The following is a 20,047-nucleotide window of genomic DNA, read 5'->3' on the forward strand; positions in this document are numbered from 1 at the left end:
CGGGTTCGGTAGAGATCTCAGGTGTTGGTTTTGACCTGGGGTTTCGTGATTGCGAGGTAATGGTTGTTCTCGTATTCGACCGGCGGGACGTGGCCTATCTCACCGTGGAGTCGCCGGTGGTTGTACCAGTCGACGTACTCGTCGGTGGCGAGTACGACGTCGGGCAGCGTCTTCCACGGCCGCTGGGGCTTGATCAACTCGGTCTTGAACAGGCCGATCATGCTCTCCATCAGGGCGTTGCCGTAGGCGTCGCCGACCGATCCGATCGAGGCGGCGATGCCGGCGGCGTCCAGATGCTCGGCGAGCCGGAAACTCGTGTACTGCGACCCGGCATCCGAGTGATGTATCAACTCGCCGGGCCGGGCCGGGTGTTGGTCGCGGTCGCGTTGCCAGAGCGTCATCTCCGGGGCGTCGAGCACGAAGACCGTCTCCTTCACGGTGGCCGCGGACCAGCCGACGATCCGGCGGGAGAAGGTGTCCACGACGAAGGCGACGTGGACGACACCCGTCCAGGTCTTCACGTGGGTGAAGTCCGCGACCCGGAACCGGTTCGGGGCGCCGGCGACGAAGTCGCGGTCGACGAGGTCCGGGGCCCGCTCGGCCTGCCCGCCGGGCAGCGTGGTGATCACACGTCGGCCGCGGACGGCGCCGGCGATGCCGAGCTCGCGCATCAGACGTTCGACGGTGCGGCGGCCACTGCGTGGCCCTGCCGGTTCAGCTCCCGCCAGATCTTCCTCGCTCCGTAGACACGGTGGTTGGCCTCGAAGACCTCGCTGATGCGCTCCTTCAACCCGGCGTCCCGCACGGTCCTGGTGGACGGCGTGACCTGGCGTTTGTGGTGGGCGTAATAGGTGGAGGGTGCGATCCTGCAGTCGTGGTCGGTCAGGACCCGGCAGATCGGCTCGACGCCGCCGAAGCGGTTCTTGTACTCGTCGATGAACGCTACGAGCGTGTGTGTGGCCGGTCGAGCTCGGCCGCGAAGAAAGACGCCGCGGCCTTGAGGATCTCGTTCGCCCGCTTCAGCTCGGCGATCTCCTTCTTCATCGCCTTGACCTGCGCGGATTCCTCCGTCGTCATGCCAGGGCGGGTCCCGGCGTCGATCCGGTCCTGCCGCACCCACTTGCGCAGCGTCTCGGCCGTGCCGATGCCCAGTTTCTGGGCGACCGCTTTCATCGCGGCCCACTCGGTGTCGTAGTCGGGCCGCACCTCGGCGACCATCCGCACCGCACGACGGCGCAGCTCAAGCGGGTACTGGGAAGGACGTGCCATGACTCGACCCTCTCAAACGATCGAGTCCCTACCGAACCCGGAACAGTTCAGGGGCCGCACGACCGGCGTTCGGCCGATTGGCATGATGGGCGGAAGCAAGTCTCAGGTGCCTCTGGGGGAGCGACCATGGCGTTCACGACCGAAGTCGCCGAACGGGACGAGTGGTTCTATTCGCTGACTGTCGGCGTCGGACCGCTCCGGTTCGGTATGACCGTCGACGAAGTGGTCGAGGCGGCTGGGACACTCGGCCGGACGAAGGTCGGCGAGTGCGCACGGGGTCACCCGGTTTTCTCGCCCACTTGGAAGGTCGAGGTCCACCGTCGCGGGGCGGTTTCCTCGCCGCCCGCCGTCACGGCCTACGTGAGCCAAGTCGCGGGGCTGTTCTGCGTCGCCGCCGACGCCGTGCACGGCCCCCAGGTCGCTTACGACGGATTCCAGTTGGTCGGGAAGGACCGGTCGGAGCTGGAGAGCGACGTCATCGCGTACGCCGAGGCGATGGACGCGTACTTTCGCTACACGCCCGATGGCTACGCAGGACCGGACGATCCCGGGGTCGTGATCCGCGGACAACTGGTCGGGTAGGTCCTCCGGTCGCTTCCGTCGTTCATGGTGACGCGCGACGGTGCGAACATCGAATGGGACTCGCTGCCCTCCGAGGAGTACGCGTCGATGGCCGGCCAGCGGTCTGACGTGGTGTGACTCATGACGTGATCACATCCGTCGCTGCGTCGGACGGCACCACACCTACGACCTCGGCAGGCACTCACTCCCCGCCGGCCAGCGCCGGCACTTCATGCTCGGGGAACAAGCCGCTGGCCCGCATCGCCTCGGCGGCCCGCGGGTCCATCAGGAGGAGGATTCCTTCGTTCCCGCCCGTGCAGAGGGTGTGAGCGCGCAGCGTGCTGCGCCCGGCAGCGGCGAGCAGCCGGTTGACGACGGCCAGGGGACGGACGGTCGCCAGAGCCCAGGTATCCCCGTCCTCCCATTCCTCGGACCTCAGAACCACGCAACGGATGCCGTTGATCAGGACCGTGTAGTCGTCGGCGTCCCGGACCGTCTCGACCTCCAGCACCACGCCGTACCGCACCAGGGCCGGTGCAAGCTCTCGAAGGAACCTGTCGACTCCGCCCTCGGCCATCTCCTCTCCGTCCACGAAGAACTCGGTCCGCTCGTGGAGAAGCTCGAAATTCAGCGGGTAACAGCCGGTCGCGACCTCGGTCCTCTCGGACTCGCGCAGTTCGGCCGACAGGTGATCCCACAACCCGTAGCGGTCCAGTGCCTCGGCCATCGCGCGATGGCGCTCATCACCTCGCCACGGATCGTCGTCCGCGCCCCTGAACCGGAACCGTCCGACCGCTTCGTCGTCTGACGCCATGGGCGGACGGTACCGCAACGGTCTGACATTGCCGCCAGCGCAGGAGTTCGATCAGGTGGTCAGCGCCGCAAGCTCCGCGTCGGCGCGTTCGGTGACCAGGGCCGCGTTCGGTGACCAGGGCGAGGACGCGGCCGACGGTGGCCAGGTCCTCGGCGGGTATCCCGCCCCAGATGCGGGCGGAGACGGGGGCGAGCTCCGCGCCGACGGCGGCGAACAGCTTGCGCTCCGCGTCCGTGGGACAAAGCTGCGCATCGTCCGCGACGAGCAACCGCTTGGCCAGCAACTCGTCGAGAGCGGCGTGGACATCGGCCGGATCGGTCTTGAGGGAGCCTTGGACCTGGGTGACGACGTCGTCCGGCGTCTGCGGAGCGTCGGTGGTGACGGCGGCGCGCAGGGCGATCTGCTGCTGGAACGTGATGCCGTGCCGGCCAAGGACGTGCTCCAGGACGCCGCGGGCGGCATGGTGGGCCAGGCCGAGAGCGCGGGCGTCGGCGACGGGTGCCGTGGTGGTCATCGGATTCCTCCATGGATACTCCGCCCTTCAGGTCGGAGAGGAAAAGGACTCCTGCGGAGCAGGGCGAGGAGCTGCGATCCGCCGCCGGGGCGGATCGCAATGCGGTGACCGGCAGGTTTGATCGGGCCCTGGTATCGGGCTAGTTTGCGGTTGTGGCCGCATAGGTGAAGCGGGCGTTCAGGTACCGCTTCTACCCGACGGATGTGCAGGCGGCTGAGCTGTCGCGGACGTTCGGGTGTGTGCGCAATGTCTACAACATGGCGTTCGCTGCCCGTACCGAAGCCTGGGCACGGCAGGAGCGGCTCAACTACAACGTCACATCGACGATGCTGACGGCGTGGAAGAAGACCGGGGAACCGGCCTACCTCAACGACGTCTCTAGCGTTCCGCTGCGACAGACGTTGCGGCATCTGCAGACGGCGTTCACGAACTTCTTCGCCAGGCGGGCGGGGTATCCGCGGTTCAAGTCGCGCAAGAGATCCCGCAGGAGCGCGGAGTACACCGCCAGCGCGTTCCGCTTCTGTGAGGGAAAGCTGAGGCTGGCGAAGATGGCGGAGCCGCTGGACATCGTGTGGTCGCGTCTCTTGCCCGAGGGCGCGGTGCCGTCGACGGTGACGGTGTCGCAGGACGCGGCCGGCCGCTGGTTCGTCTCCCTCCTCGCCGGGGACCCGGCCGTTACCCCGTTGCCCGCCACGGACACGGCGGTGGGTATCGAGGTGGGTCTGACCCGTCTGCTGTTTCTGTCCATCGGCGAGAAGATCACCAACCCGCGGCACGAACACCGCGACCGTGCCTGGCTCGCTCTTGCCCAGCGCCGTCTGGCGAAGAAGGCGAAGGTGACGGCGCCAACCGGGCCAGGGCCCGGCGCAAGGTCGCCAAAATCCATGCCCGGATCACCGACCGGCGGCGCGATCACCTGCACAAGCTGACCACCCGACTCGTGCGCGAAAATCAAACGCTCGTGATCGAGGACCTCACCGTCCGCAACCTGGCCAAAAACCGGAAACTCGCCCGCGCCATCTCGGACGCGGCGTGGTCGCAGTTCCGGAGCATGCTCGAGTACAAAGCCGCCTGGTACGGGCGGGAAGTGATCACGGTCGACCGCTTCTACCCCTCCATCAAGCTGTGCTCCCACTGCGGCACCCTGACTGAGAAGCTGCTGCTGAACGTCCGTGAATGGACGTGCGGCTGCGGTGCGGTCCACGACCGGGACGTGAATGCCGCGAAGAATCCACTGGCCGCCGGACTGGCGGTGACAGCCTGTGGAGCCGGTGTAAGACCTCAACGGGAATCCTCCCGGACGGGGCAGCCGGCGACGAAGCAGGAAACCTCACGGCACGAACCGTAGGAATTCCCCTCCTTCAGGAGGGGAGGAGGCCAAGGTGTTTCCCCCTGGGTGCTGTCATGGTTCGGTACGGATGGAGCGAGAGGTGCGTCGAGCAGGGCAATCAACTCGTCGGTGAACGCGCGCGTCTGCGGGGCGTCGAGGCCGCCGAACGGCTCCAGCAGCCTCTGAAGCAGTTCCTGGACCACCGTGATGGCCTGCTGTGTGACGACCTGGCCCTGCTCGGTGAGGGCGAGCTGTACGGCGCGCGGGTCGCGGGGATCGCGGGTGCGCTCGATCAGACCGGCCGCCTCCAGGGCGCGCGCCAGCTTCGAGACGTACAGTGCCTCCAGGCCGGTGTGGTCGGCGAGTCGGCGCTGGCTGGGCCGTTCGCCGGCGCGCTGCATGCCGTGCAGTGACGCGACCAGCGAGTACTGCGCGTGGGTGAGGCCGAGCGGAGCCACCGCGCGATCGGCCGCGACGCGCCACTTGTTGGCGAGCCGCCATACCAGGAAGCCGGGTGTGGGGTCTGGTGAGCCCTTGCTCATGGTGAAGAGATTGCATGGCCATTATGTCCATGGCTGTTATTTTCCGGTGGTCTTTGCGGGCGAGGTGTGGGCGGAGCCGTCGTACAGGGTTGTAGGGCGCATCCACGCGAGGGCGGGCACGGTTGAGCGGGTGACACTCCGACAGGTCCGGCCGAGGGACGTTCGAAGGCGTCCGCCTGGGGTCACATCGGTTGAAATGTGAGTGACGGATGACGTAGTGGTCCTGCATCATGGGCGGTCACTGCGCATGGATGCGCTCGCATGTTCGGTAAGGATTCCGGTGCAGACAGTTGTTTCGGTTGCTCCCGCGGCGTTGTCCGAGATGCCGCTGCACGTCGATGCCATGCCCGAAGGGCTGCTCCACGACCCCTGTCTGTCCGGCCTGTCAGCGAAATCGGCGTACGACACGCTCGTCACCGATCTGCGCCGCAGCCGGAAACCACAGACCCCTGGACCGTGGCCTCCTGCCTGCAGGGCGGCTGGTGGAATAGGCACCCGACCTCCCCGCCGATGGCCCGATCCTGATCGTCACCGACGGACGCCGTGACGTACTGCGCGTCCGCCACGAGCACGCCTTCTTCGTCCCGGCCGACGCCCGACTGCCCTTCACTCCGCGCGACCCGGTCTTCCGCGTCCGATGAGCGCCACCAGGCGGGAAGATCCGCGAACGACATGACACACGTGGGACATCTCATGGACAGCGAACTCATACAGACCTGCCTGGACCTGCTGCGCCAGGCACGGCGACTACCGATCGACGACGCCCAGCGCCGCCTGCTGGAACATGCTGCCGGCGACCTCGTCCGCGACGGACGCCATCGGCGCCGTGCCCAGGAACGCGCGGATCGCGCCGCAGCCGACGCGAAACTGCTGGCCGCCACCGCGACCGGCGCCCCCGACCGCGTCATGGACGCCGCACTGCCCACCGACACCCCGTCCGGACGAAGCCTGACCGTTCGAGACTCCGTCCAGCTTCAGCCAGGCCCCGGCGTAAACGGTCGACCGTCGAACAGCACCCCGGACAACGGCGAGTCGCGCAGGCTGCTGAATCGCCCGCAACGCTGCTACGTGTGCAAGGACCACTACCAGCAAGTCCACCACTTCTACCACCAGTTGTGTCCGCGGTGCGCCGACGAGAATCTCGCCCGCCGCACGGCCGGGACCGACCTGACCGGCCGGCGCGCACTGCTGACCGGCGGACGTGTCAAGATCGGCTACCAGGCCGCTCTGATGCTGCTGCGCGACGGGGCCGAACTCACCGTGACCACCCGCTTCCCCCGCGACGCGGTACGCCGCTTCGCCGCAGCGCCCGGAGCCGCCGGCTGGTGGCACCGGCTGCACATCGCCGCCCTGGACCTGCGCGACCCCCGGCAGGTCCTCGCCTTCACCGACCGTCTGCTCTCCCAGGGCCTGCCCCTGGACATCCTGATCAACAACGCGGCCCAGACCCTGCGCCGTTCCCCTCACGCCTACACCGCGCTGGCCGCCGCCGAGACCACCCAGGCCTCACTTCCCGCCGCTCAGATCTGGACCGCTCCGGGCTTCACCGTGCCCGGCCCCCGCACCGCGCCCCTCCCGTGGACGGCAGAACTCACCCCACGTCCCCAAGCGCCACATGCCCTGGCCGACGCCGTGCACACGGCGGTCGAACGGGCGGCCGTCCCGCTGCCGCAGGAAACGGTCGACGAGGCAGGCCTGCTCACCGAGACGGCAGCCACCAACTCCTGGACGCTACGGCTGGGACAGGTCGACCCCGCGGAACTGCTGGAAGTCCAGCTGGTCAACGCCATCGCGCCGTTCCTGCTCGCCGACCGCCTGCTCCCCCTGCTGGAAGCCTCCCCCCACCCGCACCGCTACCTGATCAACGTCTCCGCCGTCGAAGGCCAGTTCACCGTCCGCGACAAGACCAGCAACCACCCGCACACCAACATGGCCAAAGCAGCGCTGAACATGCTCACCCGCACCAGCGCCGCCGACCTGGCCACCCGCAACATCCACACCTGCAGTGTCGACACCGGCTGGGTCACCGACGAAAAACCCCTCCCCGCCCGGGAGCGGCGCGCCGCCACCGGATGGCGCCCGCCCCTGGACATCGTCGACGGCGCCGCCCGCGTCTACCACCCCGTCGTGCAAGGGCAGGCCGGCACACCTGTTCACGGCGTCCTCCTCAAGGACTACCGGTGCGTCCCATGGTGATCTTCTTCAACAGCCGTAGTGGCGACATCCGGTTCTCGATCGGGGAACGCACGCAGCCTCGGGAGGCTCCGTGATCAGGTGTTGGGTGAGCACCGCGATCGTGAAGTAGCGCTCGATGGCCAAACTGAGTGAGCCCACATGGCGGGCATGGGCTTCCAGGACCACTCCCGAACGGGGGTAGTGAGCGAAGGTGAGCTCCATCCCGCCGCAGTCGCTCATCATGAGGAGCAGCCGACCGATGTGGTCGACCATCTCGGTGTCGGTGTCGGTGTCGGTGTCGGTGTCGAGGTCCGCAAGCGCCTCATGGAGTCTGGCGACCGTGGCGACCCTGCCGGCGAAGTTATCCGTTGAGGAAGTCGCCGTCGCAGGCCCTGCGGAGCAGCCATGGCCGGGCAGCTGGGTCGTCGAGCCTGCAGAGAGCCTCGACGACGTAGACGCGGCCCCAGCCGGTGACTCGCTCGGCGAGCCGGAGCAGGGCTTCGACTCCTCCTGGCCGCCCCTCGAAAGCGTGCGCCGCCAGTGGTCCGAAGTGATGGGGCAGCAGCCCGATTGCTTGGATCAACGGGATGTCTTCAGCTGTCCCCACGGCGGCGACCAGGGCCAGCCCAACGGTGACCGGGCATCGGTCGGTGCCATGTCGGACGAGCTAGCGGCCCGCTCGGCGAACGCGTTCCCTGTCCGCCCGCTCGGCTGCGGCGGCGATGTGCTCGTTGGGGTGAATCGGGATGTGGACGTCGTGGAAAGCGTCGGCCAGTTCGCTGGGACGGGCGGAGGCACGCGCGAAGTGCGCGTCCAGGACGAGTGCCACGTTCTTGCCGGCCAAGTGCCGGTCCTTAGGTTTACGCGGGCCTTTTCGATGACGGTGCGAGTCATCGCCGGGGTACGGCTCCCCGTCGCGATGAAGCGGCTCTCCGGGAGTCGACTGATGCAGCCGGAGCGCGTGGTCGAACAGTGCTGTCGATGATCCGGGCAGTCCCGTCCCGGTCGTCTCGCTCATCGGCGGACGGGGGACTCGATTCTCTTGATCATGGCTCGGAGCATGCCGTGACAGGGCCACTCCCACAACCCGCTGTCGGCAGAGATCACGCTTCGGGTTCAACCGCGTCGGATGCCGAATCCAGTGCAATTCCGCTCAGTTGTGGTTGCAGGACTCGAGTGGGTGGTCCTCTGCGGCCTCGGTCGGGCCGGTACGGCGTCGAGATGGTGCGGCAGGGTTCTCTCTCCGTCCCGCTCCGGCGCACCCGGGTTCCGGCAGGTCGTCCATGGCGGCCCGGCGCCGCGTGCCCCGCGAACGCGAGATCGGCGAACGCGCCGAGGACACCCTGGCGGCGGCTCTGGCCGAGCACCCGCCCGGCGTCGCCTCCGCACCGGGCACCACCGACCTGACGGCACCCGCGTTCCTCGCGGGTGCCGTCGCAGGGAGGCGCCGCGCGGCCCTGCGCGAGCTCGACGGCGCGTCATGGCCGACGAGCCCCCGGCACGAGCGCGCGACGCGGTCGCCCCGGCAGCACTCAGGGCGTTCGACCGGCTGTGCCTCGGACCGCGCGCGGACGTGGACGAGCGAGGTCCTGCAGTCCTCACAGGGTGTCTACGAGCGGCGGCGCTGAACTGATGCCAGGCGGCGCCGGGTGAGCGGCTCAGGGGGAGCCACCGTGCGGCGGACGTTCGTCGTGCCCCCGTGATGCCGTACGAGGCAGTGCCACGCGATACTCACCTCGTGAAGTGGTTCGAGCAGGCACAGGCAGCGGAACGGCGTCGGGACTGGGATGCCGCCATTGCGTTGGTGAGCGCCCACGCCGAGTGCTACTCCACCGATCACTCCAGGCACGACAGCCATCTGTGGCACATGGATCTGCTCGCCCGTGCGGAACGGCTCCCGGAACTCACGGAGCGCGCTCTCGCGGATGTCCACGCACGTCGGAGACTCGACAGAGCGCTCCGCGAAAGGGGGATGGAGGCGGCTCTACGTGACCGTGCCGAGGACGGTGATCAAGGTGCTCTGTACGTCTTCGTCCGGCTGCTGTGCGAGACGGGCCGGACCCGAGAGGCCCGTCGGGCGGTTCGAGACCTCGGCCCGGACGACGAGTACGCGCACCGGATCGTGGACTCGCTTTCGGCCGCCGTCGAGTGACGCGCGGCGGCGCCCGGTGCCTTGTCAGTGCGGCGCGGACGCATGTATAACGTTGTAAAAATCACGTACGGGGAAGTCGGGGCACGTCGTGCGCCGGTGATGCAGACGACTCCGTACACCCGCTCGGCCGGTCCGGCCGGGACGCTGAAAAGGGGAATGCCGTGCGGGTCAGCCTCAAGGACGTTGCCGCGCACGCGGGTGTCTCCATCAAGACCGTCTCCAACGTGGTGAACAACTTCCAGCATGTCACCCCCGCCATGCGTGAGCGTGTCCAGCGATCCATCGACGCGCTCGGCTACCGGCCCAACCTGGCCGCCCGGCATCTGCGCAAGGGCCGTACGGGCATCATCGCGCTCGCGCTGCCCGAACTCGGCAACCCCTACTTCGCCGAGCTGGCGGCCGCCGTCATCGACGCCGCCGCCGCGCACGAGTACATCGTGCTGCTGGACCACACCGGTGGGCGTCGCGAGCAGGAGGTCCTGGTCAGTCAGGGCTTCAGGGCCAGGGTCATCGACGGTCTCATCCTCAGTCCCATCGAGCTGGAGGACGACGACCTGCGCGACCGGGTGGAGAACGTTCCGCTGGTGCTGCTCGGAGAGCGCGACTACGACGCGCCGTACGACCACATCGGCATCGACAACGTCGCCGCCGCCCGCGCGGCCGTCCGGTATCTGATCGGGCTCGGGCGCCGGGAGGTGGCCTTCATCGGCGCGCGGCGCGGCCGCAGCGAGCCCGCTCAACTGCGTGTCCGCGGCTGGCGCGAGGAGCTGACGGCCGCCGGCCTGCCGGCCGACGAGGGACTCGTCGCGGCCACCGACGGATGGGGCCACGCGGACGGCGCGGACGCCATGCGCCGCATCCTGGAGTCCGGACGGCGCCCCGACGCCGTCTTCGCCTACAACGACCTCATGGCCATCGGCGCCATGCGCGTGATCTTCGACTGGAGGCTGCGCATTCCCGAGGACATCGCGGTCGTCGGCTTCGACGACGTGGTCGAGGGACGTTTCGGCGCGGTGACGCTCACCTCCGTCTCGCCGGACAAGGAAGCCATCGGCCGGCTGGCGGTCGAGTCGGTACTGGCGCGGCTCGGCGGCAATGAGGTGTCCGAGCCGCACCGCGTCTGGGCGGAGTACCGCCTGGTGGAACGCGAGAGCACCCTGGGGCGGGTGACGGGCGGCCGCGGTCCCGTGTGATCCCGCAGACTCTGCGAGTGCAAATCCGAAGGCCGCCGAGACCTTCCCGGGGCGGCCCGGTGTGCCGGTGTCTTCCGGCCTTCCTGTCCACGTGCCTCCCGACGCGGGTGTGCCCGCGCGCCGCGCGTTCGCGGTCCGGCGCGGCCTGCCGCGTCGTCGAAAGGCTTCTGTGCGGCGCGTGTCGCGGCCTGGTGCGCCCGCGGACCCGGCCCGTGTGCCCGGTATGGCGGGTCTGGACGGCTGCCCGGCTCCTGGCCGCGTTTGCGAGTGCGCCTCGCTCTGATCGGGTCGTGCCCGTCGCCGCCACATCGGTTGCGGTGGGGAAACAGCTTGTTCACGGCATGCCGTGCGCGCGGTGTGCACAGGGGGTTTACAGCGTCCTTCCAACGATGTAAAAACTCTGTGCGGCGGGTTGGACGTTCTTTCCCGCCGGGGGAGAAGCACCACTCGGCCAGACCGTGCCCAACCTCTGCCCACACCGTCTCCCCAGTGCCCTTTCAGCGTCACCCGGATCGGGGTCACCATGCAGCGCACTACACACCGTCGTCTCCTCGCCCGTCCCGTGGTCGTCTCCCTGGCCGCACTCGTGGCGTTGACCGCCACCTCCTGCGCCAAGTCGGAGGACGACGGGGCGAGCGACACCACGTCATCGGCCGCCGCCGGCTCCGAGCAGAAGGTCGCCGAGCCCAAGCCGGGCAGCAAGACCTGCACCATCGACGCGTTCGGCGGAAAGAAGCTGGACCTCGAGAACGCCACCGTCGGCTTCTCCCAGTCGGAGAAGGAGGCCAACCCCTTCCGCATCGCCGAGACGCAGTCCATCAAGGACGAGGCCAAGAAGCGGGGCGTCAAGCTGCTGACGGCCAACGCCCAGTCGCAGTTCTCCAAGCAGATCAGCGACGTCCAGGACCTCCTGGCCAAGGGCGCCGACCTGCTGGTCATAGCCCCGCTCAACTCCGACGGCTGGGAGCCGGTGTTCAAGGCCGCCGCGGCCAAGAAGGTTCCCATCGTCACGATCGACCGCAAGATCAACGCCGCGGCCTGCAAGGACTACGTGTCCTTCATCGCCTCCGACTTCGTCGAGCAGGGCAAGCGCGCCGCGGACCAGATGATCGAGGCGACCGGCGGCAAGGGCGAGGTCGCGATCCTGCTCGGCGCGGCCGGCAACAACGTCACCACCGAGCGCACCAAGGGGTTCAAGGACCAGATCGCCGCGAAAGCGCCCGGTCTGAAGGTGGTCTTCGAACAGACCGGTGACTTCGCCCGCGAGAAGGGCCAGCAGGTCACCGAGCAGCTCATCCAGTCGAAGCCCGGCATCAAGGGGATCTACGCCGAGAACGACGAGATGGGCCTGGGCGCGGTCGCCGCCCTGAAGGGTGCCGGCAAGAAGGCCGGTGCCGTCAAGATCGTCACGGTCGACGGCACCCGCAACGCCGTCCAGGGCATCGCGGACGGCTGGATCAGCGGCGTCGTCGAGTCCAACCCGCGCTTCGGACCGCTGGCCTTCCAGACGCTGGACAGCTTCACCAAGGGCGACGAGGTGGCGCAGGACATCATCATCCAGGACGGCGCCTACACCCCGGACAACGCGAAGTCCGACATCGCCAAGGCCTACTGACCCTCCCTCAGGGGGCCCGCCCGCGGGCCCCCTCCGTCCTTCCCGCCCCTCGCATCGCACCCTGGAGGAACAGGTGGCACCCCCCGCCGAAGTGCTCGCCGTCCGCGGGCTGAGCAAGACCTTCCCCGGTGTCCGGGCCCTGGACGGCGTGGACCTGACCCTGCACGCGGGTGAGGTCCACGCCCTGATCGGCGAGAACGGCGCCGGAAAGTCGACCCTCATCAAACTCCTCACCGGCGTGTACCGGCCCGATGCCGGTGAGGTCGTGTTCCAGGGCCGTCCGGTCTCCTTCGGAACCCCGCTGGAGGCCCAGAAGGCCGGCATCTCGACCATCTACCAAGAGGTCAACCTCATCCCGCTGCTCAGCGTGGCCCGCAACCTCTTCCTGGGCCGCGAGCCGCGCAACCGGTTCGGCCTGCTGGACATGGCCCGGATGAACCGGGAGGCCGAGGAGGTCCTGAGCACCTACGGCGTACGCGTGGACGTCCGCCGGCCGCTGCGCACCCTCGGCGTCGGCGCCCAGCAGATGGTCGCCCTGGCCCGTGCCGTCGCCACGGACGCGCGGATCGTCATCATGGACGAGCCGACCTCCTCCCTCGAACCCCGCGAGGTCGAGACCCTGTTCTCGGTCATCCGGCGGCTGCGCGACGAGGGCATCGCCGTCGTCTACGTGAGCCACCGCCTCGACGAGCTGTACGCCGTGTGCAGCACGGTCACCGTGCTGCGCGACGGCCGCCGCGTCCACCACGGCCGGCTGGCCGACCTCGACCGGCTCTCCCTGGTGTCGACCATGCTCGGCCGGGACCTGGGGGAGGTCCGTGAGGAGGGCCTGACCAAGTTCACCGGCGACCACGCGGCGGCCGGGGCCGAACCCGTCCTCGCCGCGACCGGCCTGACCGTCCCTCACAAGCTGCACGGAGTCTCCCTGGACGTACGTCCCGGAGAGGTCGTCGGTCTGGGAGGACTGCTCGGCTCCGGACGCACCGAGACCGCCAAGGCCGTCGCCGGAGCCCTGGCCCTGCGCTCCGGCAGCGTCACGGTCGCCGGGGTGCCGCTGCGGACGGGATCGACACCGGCCGCCCTGCGCGCCGGCGTCAGCCTGCTGCCCGAGGACCGCAAGAGCGAGGGAATCGTGCCCGGCCTGTCCGTGCGCGAGAACATCGCGCTGGCCGTGCTGCCCCGGCTGTCCCGCTTCGGCCTGGTCTCCGAGTCCCGCGTGGACGGCGTCGTGGACGCCTTCGTCGAACGGCTGCGCATCAAGGCGTCCTCGCCGCACCAGAAGGTCGGTGAACTCTCCGGCGGCAACCAGCAGAAGGTGCTGCTCGCCCGGTGGCTCGCGATGAACCCCAAGGTGCTGCTCCTCGACGAGCCCACCCGCGGCATCGACGTCGGAGCCAAGGCCGAGGTGCAGAAACTCGTCGACGAACTGGCCGCCGACGGCCTGGGCGTCCTGCTCATCTCCTCCGACCTGGAGGAACTCATCGAAGGGTCCGACCGAGTGGTCGTACTGAAGGACGGCTCCGTCGTCGGCGAGCTGGCCGGCGACGACGTCACGGAAGAGAAGCTGATGCGCGCCATCGCCGGCGACGGCCCCGCGCGGGACACGGCCGAGGAGGCGAAAGTCGATGGCTGAAGCCACCCTCCGCACCCTCCCGCTGGACAGGGCCCGCATCCTCAACTGGCTCCAGCGGTACGGCGTCTACGCCGGCGTCGCCGCGCTGCTCGTCGTCAACACCGTCATCACCCCCTACTTCCTGACCGTCGAGAACTTCCGCACCCAGGCCGTCCAGGTAGCCCCCGTCATCATCGTCGCCCTGGGCATGGCCCTGGTCATCGGCACCGAGGGCGTGGACCTGTCGGTCGGCGCGGTGATGGCGCTGGCCGCCTCGGTGACCGCCCTCTACCTCGGCTACGGCCTGCTGCCCGCACTGCTGGTGATCGCCCTGTTCGCCGCCGCGGTCGGGCTGGCCAACGGAGCCCTGGTCGCCTTCGTCGGGGTGCAGCCGATCGTCGCCACCCTGGCCCTCATGGTCGGGGGCCGGGGACTCGCCCTGGTGCTGCTGCCCCAGCTCAAGGACCTGCGCAATCCCACGCTGGGCTCCCTGGGCTCCGGCGACCTCCTCGGCTTCCCCTACCTGATCCTCATCGCCGCCGCCCTGGCCGTGCTGCTGGCCTTCGTGATGCGCCGCACCACCTTCGGACGCCAGCTCCTGGCGATCGGCGACAGCCGCCCCGCCGCACAGCTCGCCGGTCTGCCCGTCCGCCGCGTGCTCATCGTCGTCTACGTCGTCAGCGCGCTCCTCGCCGCGGTCGCGGGCGTCCTCGCCACCGCCCGTCTCCAGGCCAGCGACCCCACCTCCCTGGGCAACCTGATGGAACTCTCCGCGATCACCGCGGTCGTGGTCGGCGGCACCCCCCTGACCGGCGGCCGCGTCAACATCGCCGGCACCGTCGCCGGAGCCGTCCTCATCCAGCTCCTCACCGCCACCCTCATCAAGCACGATCTGCCGCCCTCCTGGACCCAGATCGCACAGGCCGTCGTGATCGTCGTCGCCGTCTACGCGGCACGGGGACGGGGGAAGAGTTGACCACCACGAAAACGGACGCGCCCGTGACCACCGTGAGCATCGAACCGTCCCAGGACGCCCACCCGGTGGGCTCCGCCCGCTCCGAGCGGCTGGGCGCCCTCGTCCAGCAGCACGGCGCCCTGGCCGTCCTGCTCGTCGTCTCCCTGGTCGCGTCGCTGTCCTTCGACTCCTTCGCCACCGGCGACAACATCAGCAACATGGCGACCAGCTCCGCCTTCCTGGCGGTCGTCGCCCTCGGCATGACCTTCGTGATCATCACCGGCGGGATCGACCTGTCCGTCGGCTCCCAGTTCGCCCTCGGCGGAGTCCTGGCCGCCTGGGGATCCCGGCACGGCACCCTGGTGGCCCTGCTGCTGCCGCTCGCCGTGTGCGGACTGATCGGCGTCGTCAACGGCCTGCTGATCGCCCGATCCCGCCTCGCGCCCTTCATCGTCACGCTCGCCGCCATGCTCGGCGCCCGCGGACTGATGCTGGCGCTCACCGACGAGGGCGCCGAGACCTACCTGATCGGCAAGGGCTCCTTCCTCGCCGAACTCGGCCAGGGCAGCCTCCTCGGCCTCGGCAATCCGGTGTGGATCGCGCTCGCGCTGTTCGTCGCGGGAGCGGTCGTGCTGCGCCGGACCCGCTTCGGACAGCACGTCTACGCGGTCGGTGGCAACGAAGACGCCGCCGCCCTGATGGGTGCCCCCGTGGCCCGTACCAAGATCCTCGTCTACGCCCTGTCGGGCCTGCTCGCCGGACTCGCCGGTGCCCTCAACGCCGCCTGGCTCGCGTCCGGCGTCACCATCCTCGGCAGCGGCATGGAGCTGGACGCCATCTCCGCCGTCGTCATCGGGGGCACCCTGCTGACCGGTGGACTCGGCTACGTCAGCGGCTCGCTCGTCGGCGTGCTGCTGCTGAAGGTGATCCAGAACGTCATCAACCAGATCGGTTCGCTCGACTCCTCCTACCAGCAGGTCGTCAGCGGCGCCTTCCTCGCCGTGGTCGTCGTCGCCCAGACCTGGCTCGGACGCCGCCGGCAACTGATGTGACGAGCCCCGGTGCCGGCGGCCGGGCTCCAACGACCCCGCCGCCGGCACCGGTTCCAGGCGGCCGGACCCGTCCCGGCCGCCCTCCTCTCGCACGCGTACGTCTCCCCACCCCACGAGTCATGGAGGCACGATGCGTCAAGCACCCGCAGGCCGAAGGCCGTTCGCCTGGCTGAGACGGAGAGCGCGCTGGGCGACCACCGCGCTCGCCGTACTCACCCTGGCGGGCGGCACGGCACTGACGGCCACCGGTCCCGCGGCCGCCGCACCCCAGGCGTGGACCCCCAAGCCGTCACCGATGACCACCCCCTGGACGAACCAGGTCCCCACCGACACCCCCCTCCCCGAATACCCACGCCCCCAGCTGACCCGCCCCGACTGGGCCAACCTCAACGGCATCTGGGACTTCGCGGTCACCTCGGCGAGCGCCGGGCAACCCGCCTCGTTCTCCGAACAGATCCGGGTCCCGTTCGCCGCCGAGTCCGCGCTCTCCGGCATCCAGCGCAAGATCACCCAGAACGACAAGCTCTGGTACAAGCGCACCTTCACCGTCCCCTCCGGCTGGAACGGCCGCCGCGTCCAGCTCAACTTCGGCGCCGCCGACTGGCGTACGACCGTGTGGGTCAACGGGCAGCAGGCCGGGGCCGTCCACAGCGGCGGCTACGACGCCTTCTCGTACGACATCACCGACCTGCTGAACGGCGGCACCAACACGGTCGTCGTCTCCGTCTGGGACCCCACGGAGACCGGCACCCAGGCCATCGGCAAGCAGCGCATCCGTGACGTCGCCCCGCACTCCGGCGGCGGCATCCTCTACACCGCCGCGTCCGGCATCTGGCAGACGGTGTGGCTGGAGCCGACCGCGTCCGCGCGCGTCAGCCGGCTGGACATGGTCCCCGACCCGGTGAACAGCCGTCTCAAGGTGACCGTCCGCGGCACCGGGACCAGCGGTCACACCGCCCGTGTCACGGTCTCCAGCGGGGGCACCGTCGTGGGCACGGCCACCGGCCCGGTGGGCACCGAGTTCACCGTGCCCGTCCCGAACCCGCACCTGTGGACCCCGGACGACCCCTTCCTCTACGACGTCAGGGTCGACCTGCTCTCCGGCACCACCACCGTCGACTCCGTCGGCAGCTACACCGGCATGCGCACCATCGCCCTCGCCAGCGTCGGCGGCTACCAACGCCCCGTGCTCAACGGGAAGTTCGTCTTCCAGACCGGCACCCTCGACCAGGGTTACTGGCCGGACGGCATCTACACCGCGCCCACGGACGCCGCCCTCCGCTCCGACCTGCAGAAGCACAAGGACCTGGGCTTCAACATGGTCCGCAAGCACATCAAGGTCGAGCCCCAGCGCTGGTTCTACTGGGCCGACCGGCTCGGGCTGCTGGTCTGGCAGGACATGCCTTCCATGGAACGCACCCCCGACGCCGCGGCCCGCACCCAGTGGGAGGCCGAGTACGACCGGATCATCGACCAGCACCGCAGCTCACCCTCCCTCGTCGTGTGGGTCGACCAGAACGAGGGCTGGGGCCAGTACGACCAAGCCCGCATCGCCGACAGGGTCAAGGCGTACGACCCCTCGCGGCTCGTCGACAACATGAGCGGCATCAACTGCTGCGGGGCCGTCGACGGCGGCAACGGCGACCTCCTGGACCATCACGTCTACGTCGGCCCGGGCACCACGGTGCCCAGCGCCACCCGCGCGGCGGTGCTCGGCGAGTTCGGCGGACTCGGCTTCAGGGTGGCCGGTCACGAGTGGTATCCCGGCGGCGGCTTCAGCTACGAGGACCAGCCGGACCTCACCCACCTCAACAACCGGTTCGTGGGCCTGCTGGACGCGATCCGCGAGGTACGCATGCCCCGGGGCCTGTCGGCCTCGGTCTACACCGAGATCACCGACGTGGAGAACGAGGTCAACGGCCTGCTCACCTACGACCGCCAGGTGGTCAAGGTCGACGAGGCACGGGTCAGAGCCGCCAACCGCGCGCTCATCGACGCTTCACAGGGCTCCACGGCACCGGTCACCCTGCCCACCGGCTACAGGTCCCTGCGGGTGACGACACCCGGCTACACCGACCGCTACGCACGCCACAGGGACGGCGCGCTCTTCACCGAGGTCGTCAACAGCGGCAGCGACACCCTGCTGAAGAACGACGCCACCTGGAGGATCGTCCCCGGCCTCGCCGACAACACCTGCTACAGCTTCGAGTCGCGCAACTACCCCGGCGAGTACCTGCGCCACCGGGACTTCCGCGTCTACAAGGAGTCGGGGAACACCGACCTGTTCCGCGCCGATGCCACCTTCTGCCCCGTCCGCGGCGCGAACGGCGGCGTGAGGCTGTCGGCGTACAACTTCCCCGAGCAGTACCTGCGCCACTTCAACGCGGAGCTGTGGCTGGCCACCCCGGGAGGCACGCACACCTGGGACAACCCCGCCCTGTTCACCGAGGACACCACCTGGTCGGTGGAGACGGCCTGGGCTCCCTGATCCTCGCCCAGGACCTGTCGCGACCCGTGAGCCGGGCGTGGTCCACGACGGGCGCGTGACGCCGTCGGCGGTCGAGGAGACCACCGACGGCGTCAGCCCGATGTCACCTGCCGTCCCGCCCGGCCGACGGCCGGGCAGTCCGGGCCCCGCCGTCAGGCCTGGGGCCGCGACAGCTCCGCCGCGACGTCCTTTCGCAGGGCGGGGAGGTCGGCGTACAGCGTGGTGCCGGGGCAATCGGTGGCAAGCCAGTCACGGTGGCCGTTGATCATCTGGACGTTCTTGCTGACGCCGTTGACCGGGTTGACGAAGGTGACGGCGGCCTCGGGGTCGAAGTCGTGGTACGAGGACAGCGCGCCCAGCAGCCGGACGAGTGTCTGGCGGGCCGCGGCCGTCGGGGGCTGTTCGTTCGAGTTGCAGAGCAGGGCGATGCCGAGGTTCCCCGAGTTGTTGCCGGAGGTGTGGAAGGCGGTCACCGTCTTCCCGCTCGCGTCATGGGCGGGGATGCCGTCCGTGCCCGAGTAACGACCCTCGTAGATGAGGCCCGCCTCGTCGGTCAGGTAGTGGTAGCCGATGTCGCCCCAGTCGTTCGTGACCGCGTGGAGGTAGTAGTACGACCGGATGGTGGCCGCCGGGTCGGGGTCGCCGTTGACGCCCGCCGTGTGGTGCACGGTCATCACCTGGGCCGGCTAGGGCGTGTATCGAGTTGTGATCAATCTGCGGGGTTCGCTCTCGCGGCGGGGTCTGGTCCGGTAGACCTTCTTGTGTGACGCGAGGGCAATTGACGGACGCAGAGTGGGAGTTCATCGGGCCGTACCTGCCGATCGGCGAGTACGGCCCGTACCCCGAGCGGCTGCGGCAGCAGTTCGAGGGTGTGATCTGGCGGTTTCGGACCAGCGGGCAGTGGCGGGAGATGCCACAGGAGTTCGGCGCCTGGTCGACCGTGCACAACCGCTTCCGGCAGTGGCGTGACGCCGGCGTCTTCGAGGCCCTGCTGGAGGGCCTGATCGCGGAAGCGGCGAAGCGGGGCGAGGTGGACCTGTCCCTGGTCAGTATCGACTCCACCACCGTGCGGGGACACCACGATGCCGCCGGGATGCACCTGGGCGAGGACGTCGTCACCGCCCTGGAGAAGGCGGCTGCCGAGGAGGAGAAGGCCAGGTCAAGGGGGCAGCCTCGAAGAACAAAGCGGGCAGGACGCCGATCCCGAAAGGCAGGAGCGGCGACGCGTCCGGCGTCGGCGAAGAGTCCGCCTGAAGGCCGCTCTCCTGGGACGTTCCAGGGGCGGGCAGACCAGCAAGGTCCATCTGGCCGCCGACCGCAAGTGCCGCCCGCTGGCGTTCGTGCTGACCGCGGGCCAGGCTGCGGACAGTCCACAGTTCATCCCGGTGCTCAGGAAGTTACGGGTCCGCGGCCCCGCCGGCCGCCCCCGCACCCGGCCGGACGCGGTTGCCGGGGACAAGGCCTATTCGTCCCGCGGCAACCGGGCCCACCTGCGCAAGCGCGGCATCAAGGCAGTGATCCCGGAGAAGAGGGACCAGGCCTCCAACCGGAAGAAGAAGGGGTCCAGGGGCGGTCGGCCCGTCAGCCACGACGCCGCCCTCTACAAGGAGAGGAACACCGTCGAGCGCCTGATCAACAAGCTCAAGGCCTGGCGAGGCATCGCCACCCGATACGACAAGACCCCGGACAGCTACCTGGCCGGCCTCCACCTCCGAGCCTCGATGATCTGGATCAAAGACCTCACCCGAACCACCAATTGATCACGACTCGATACG

14 protein-coding genes and 4 pseudogenes are annotated in these 20,047 nt (G+C 69.2%); 13 read left to right on the forward strand and 5 right to left on the reverse strand.

Annotated features, from left to right (window positions below; genetic code table 11):
• Positions 1-17 precede the first annotated feature (17 nt).
• A pseudogene (locus ACICHK_RS39790) lies at positions 18-1,269 on the reverse strand (IS3 family transposase).
• Between the two features lie 126 nt (positions 1,270-1,395).
• Here ACICHK_RS39790 and ACICHK_RS39795 point away from each other — a divergent pair.
• Positions 1,396-1,851, forward strand: coding sequence for a hypothetical protein (locus tag ACICHK_RS39795; RefSeq protein ID WP_406840818.1), 456 nt, complete (start codon positions 1,396-1,398; stop codon positions 1,849-1,851).
• Positions 1,852-2,032: 181 nt separating this feature from the next.
• On the opposite strand, the gene ACICHK_RS39800 is transcribed toward ACICHK_RS39795, so the two are convergent.
• Together ACICHK_RS39800 and ACICHK_RS39805 are read right to left on the reverse strand one after the other, a co-directional pair.
• Positions 2,033-2,644, reverse strand: a complete 612-nt coding sequence (locus tag ACICHK_RS39800; RefSeq protein WP_406840819.1) for a hypothetical protein — start codon at positions 2,642-2,644, stop codon at positions 2,033-2,035.
• On the reverse strand, positions 2,574-3,158 hold the full coding sequence (locus tag ACICHK_RS39805; RefSeq protein WP_406840821.1) for a MarR family transcriptional regulator: 585 nt from the start codon (positions 3,156-3,158) through the stop codon (positions 2,574-2,576). The genes ACICHK_RS39800 and ACICHK_RS39805 overlap by 71 nt, the downstream gene beginning before the upstream one ends.
• Positions 3,159-3,322: 164 nt before the next feature.
• Between ACICHK_RS39805 and ACICHK_RS39810 the strand changes: the two are divergent.
• Positions 3,323-4,506 (forward strand): annotated as a pseudogene (locus ACICHK_RS39810) (RNA-guided endonuclease InsQ/TnpB family protein).
• Positions 4,507-4,541: 35 nt separating this feature from the next.
• On the opposite strand, the pseudogene ACICHK_RS39815 reads toward ACICHK_RS39810, so the two are convergent.
• Positions 4,542-5,030 (reverse strand): annotated as a pseudogene (locus ACICHK_RS39815) (MarR family winged helix-turn-helix transcriptional regulator); the annotation flags it as partial.
• Positions 5,031-5,723: 693 nt separating this feature from the next.
• Here ACICHK_RS39815 and ACICHK_RS39820 point away from each other — a divergent pair.
• The 10 genes from ACICHK_RS39820 to ACICHK_RS39865 all read left to right on the forward strand — a co-directional run bounded on the left by ACICHK_RS39820 (position 5,724) and on the right by ACICHK_RS39865 (position 18,272).
• Positions 5,724-7,226 carry an SDR family oxidoreductase gene (locus ACICHK_RS39820; RefSeq protein WP_406840823.1) on the forward strand — a complete coding sequence of 501 codons (1,503 nt, stop codon included), beginning with the start codon at positions 5,724-5,726 and terminating at the stop codon, positions 7,224-7,226.
• A gap of 238 nt (positions 7,227-7,464) precedes the next feature.
• On the forward strand, positions 7,465-8,190 hold the full coding sequence (locus ACICHK_RS39825) for a hypothetical protein (protein WP_406840825.1): 726 nt from the start codon (positions 7,465-7,467) through the stop codon (positions 8,188-8,190).
• 298 nt (positions 8,191-8,488) lie between these two features.
• Positions 8,489-8,833 carry a hypothetical protein gene (locus ACICHK_RS39830; protein ID WP_406840827.1) on the forward strand — a complete coding sequence of 115 codons (345 nt, stop codon included), beginning with the start codon at positions 8,489-8,491 and terminating at the stop codon, positions 8,831-8,833.
• 74 nt (positions 8,834-8,907) lie between these two features.
• Positions 8,908-9,357, forward strand: a complete 450-nt coding sequence (locus ACICHK_RS39835; protein ID WP_406841449.1) for a hypothetical protein — start codon at positions 8,908-8,910, stop codon at positions 9,355-9,357.
• A 161-nt stretch (positions 9,358-9,518) separates the two neighbouring features.
• Complete coding sequence (locus ACICHK_RS39840) at positions 9,519-10,550, forward strand: LacI family DNA-binding transcriptional regulator (RefSeq protein ID WP_151472569.1); 1,032 nt, start codon at positions 9,519-9,521, stop codon at positions 10,548-10,550.
• A 523-nt stretch (positions 10,551-11,073) separates the two neighbouring features.
• Entirely contained in the window at positions 11,074-12,165 is a 1,092-nt protein-coding gene (locus ACICHK_RS39845) for an ABC transporter substrate-binding protein (RefSeq protein WP_406840829.1), read from the forward strand.
• A 73-nt stretch (positions 12,166-12,238) separates the two neighbouring features.
• Positions 12,239-13,798, forward strand: a complete 1,560-nt coding sequence (locus tag ACICHK_RS39850; protein ID WP_406840830.1) for a sugar ABC transporter ATP-binding protein — start codon at positions 12,239-12,241, stop codon at positions 13,796-13,798.
• A complete protein-coding gene (locus ACICHK_RS39855) occupies positions 13,791-14,753 on the forward strand; it encodes an ABC transporter permease (RefSeq protein WP_406840832.1) in 963 nt (320 codons plus the stop codon). Before ACICHK_RS39850 ends, ACICHK_RS39855 begins: the two co-directional genes overlap by 8 nt.
• Positions 14,750-15,784: an ABC transporter permease gene (locus ACICHK_RS39860; RefSeq protein ID WP_406840834.1), complete on the forward strand. Its 1,035-nt coding sequence runs from the start codon at positions 14,750-14,752 to the stop codon at positions 15,782-15,784. The genes ACICHK_RS39855 and ACICHK_RS39860 overlap by 4 nt, the downstream gene beginning before the upstream one ends.
• 130 nt (positions 15,785-15,914) lie before the next feature.
• Complete coding sequence (locus ACICHK_RS39865) at positions 15,915-18,272, forward strand: AbfB domain-containing protein (protein WP_406840836.1); 2,358 nt, start codon at positions 15,915-15,917, stop codon at positions 18,270-18,272.
• A gap of 152 nt (positions 18,273-18,424) precedes the next feature.
• Here ACICHK_RS39865 and ACICHK_RS39870 read toward each other — a convergent pair whose 3' ends face one another.
• Entirely contained in the window at positions 18,425-18,946 is a 522-nt protein-coding gene (locus tag ACICHK_RS39870) for a peptidoglycan recognition family protein (RefSeq protein ID WP_406840837.1), read from the reverse strand.
• Between the two features lie 89 nt (positions 18,947-19,035).
• Between ACICHK_RS39870 and ACICHK_RS39875 the strand changes: the two are divergent.
• Positions 19,036-20,032: pseudogene (locus ACICHK_RS39875) on the forward strand (IS5 family transposase).
• Positions 20,033-20,047: the final 15 nt, after the last annotated feature.

It is taken from the genome of Streptomyces sp. AHU1 (assembly GCF_045343905.1).
Classification (GTDB): Bacteria; Actinomycetota; Actinomycetes; order Streptomycetales; family Streptomycetaceae; genus Streptomyces; species Streptomyces triticiradicis.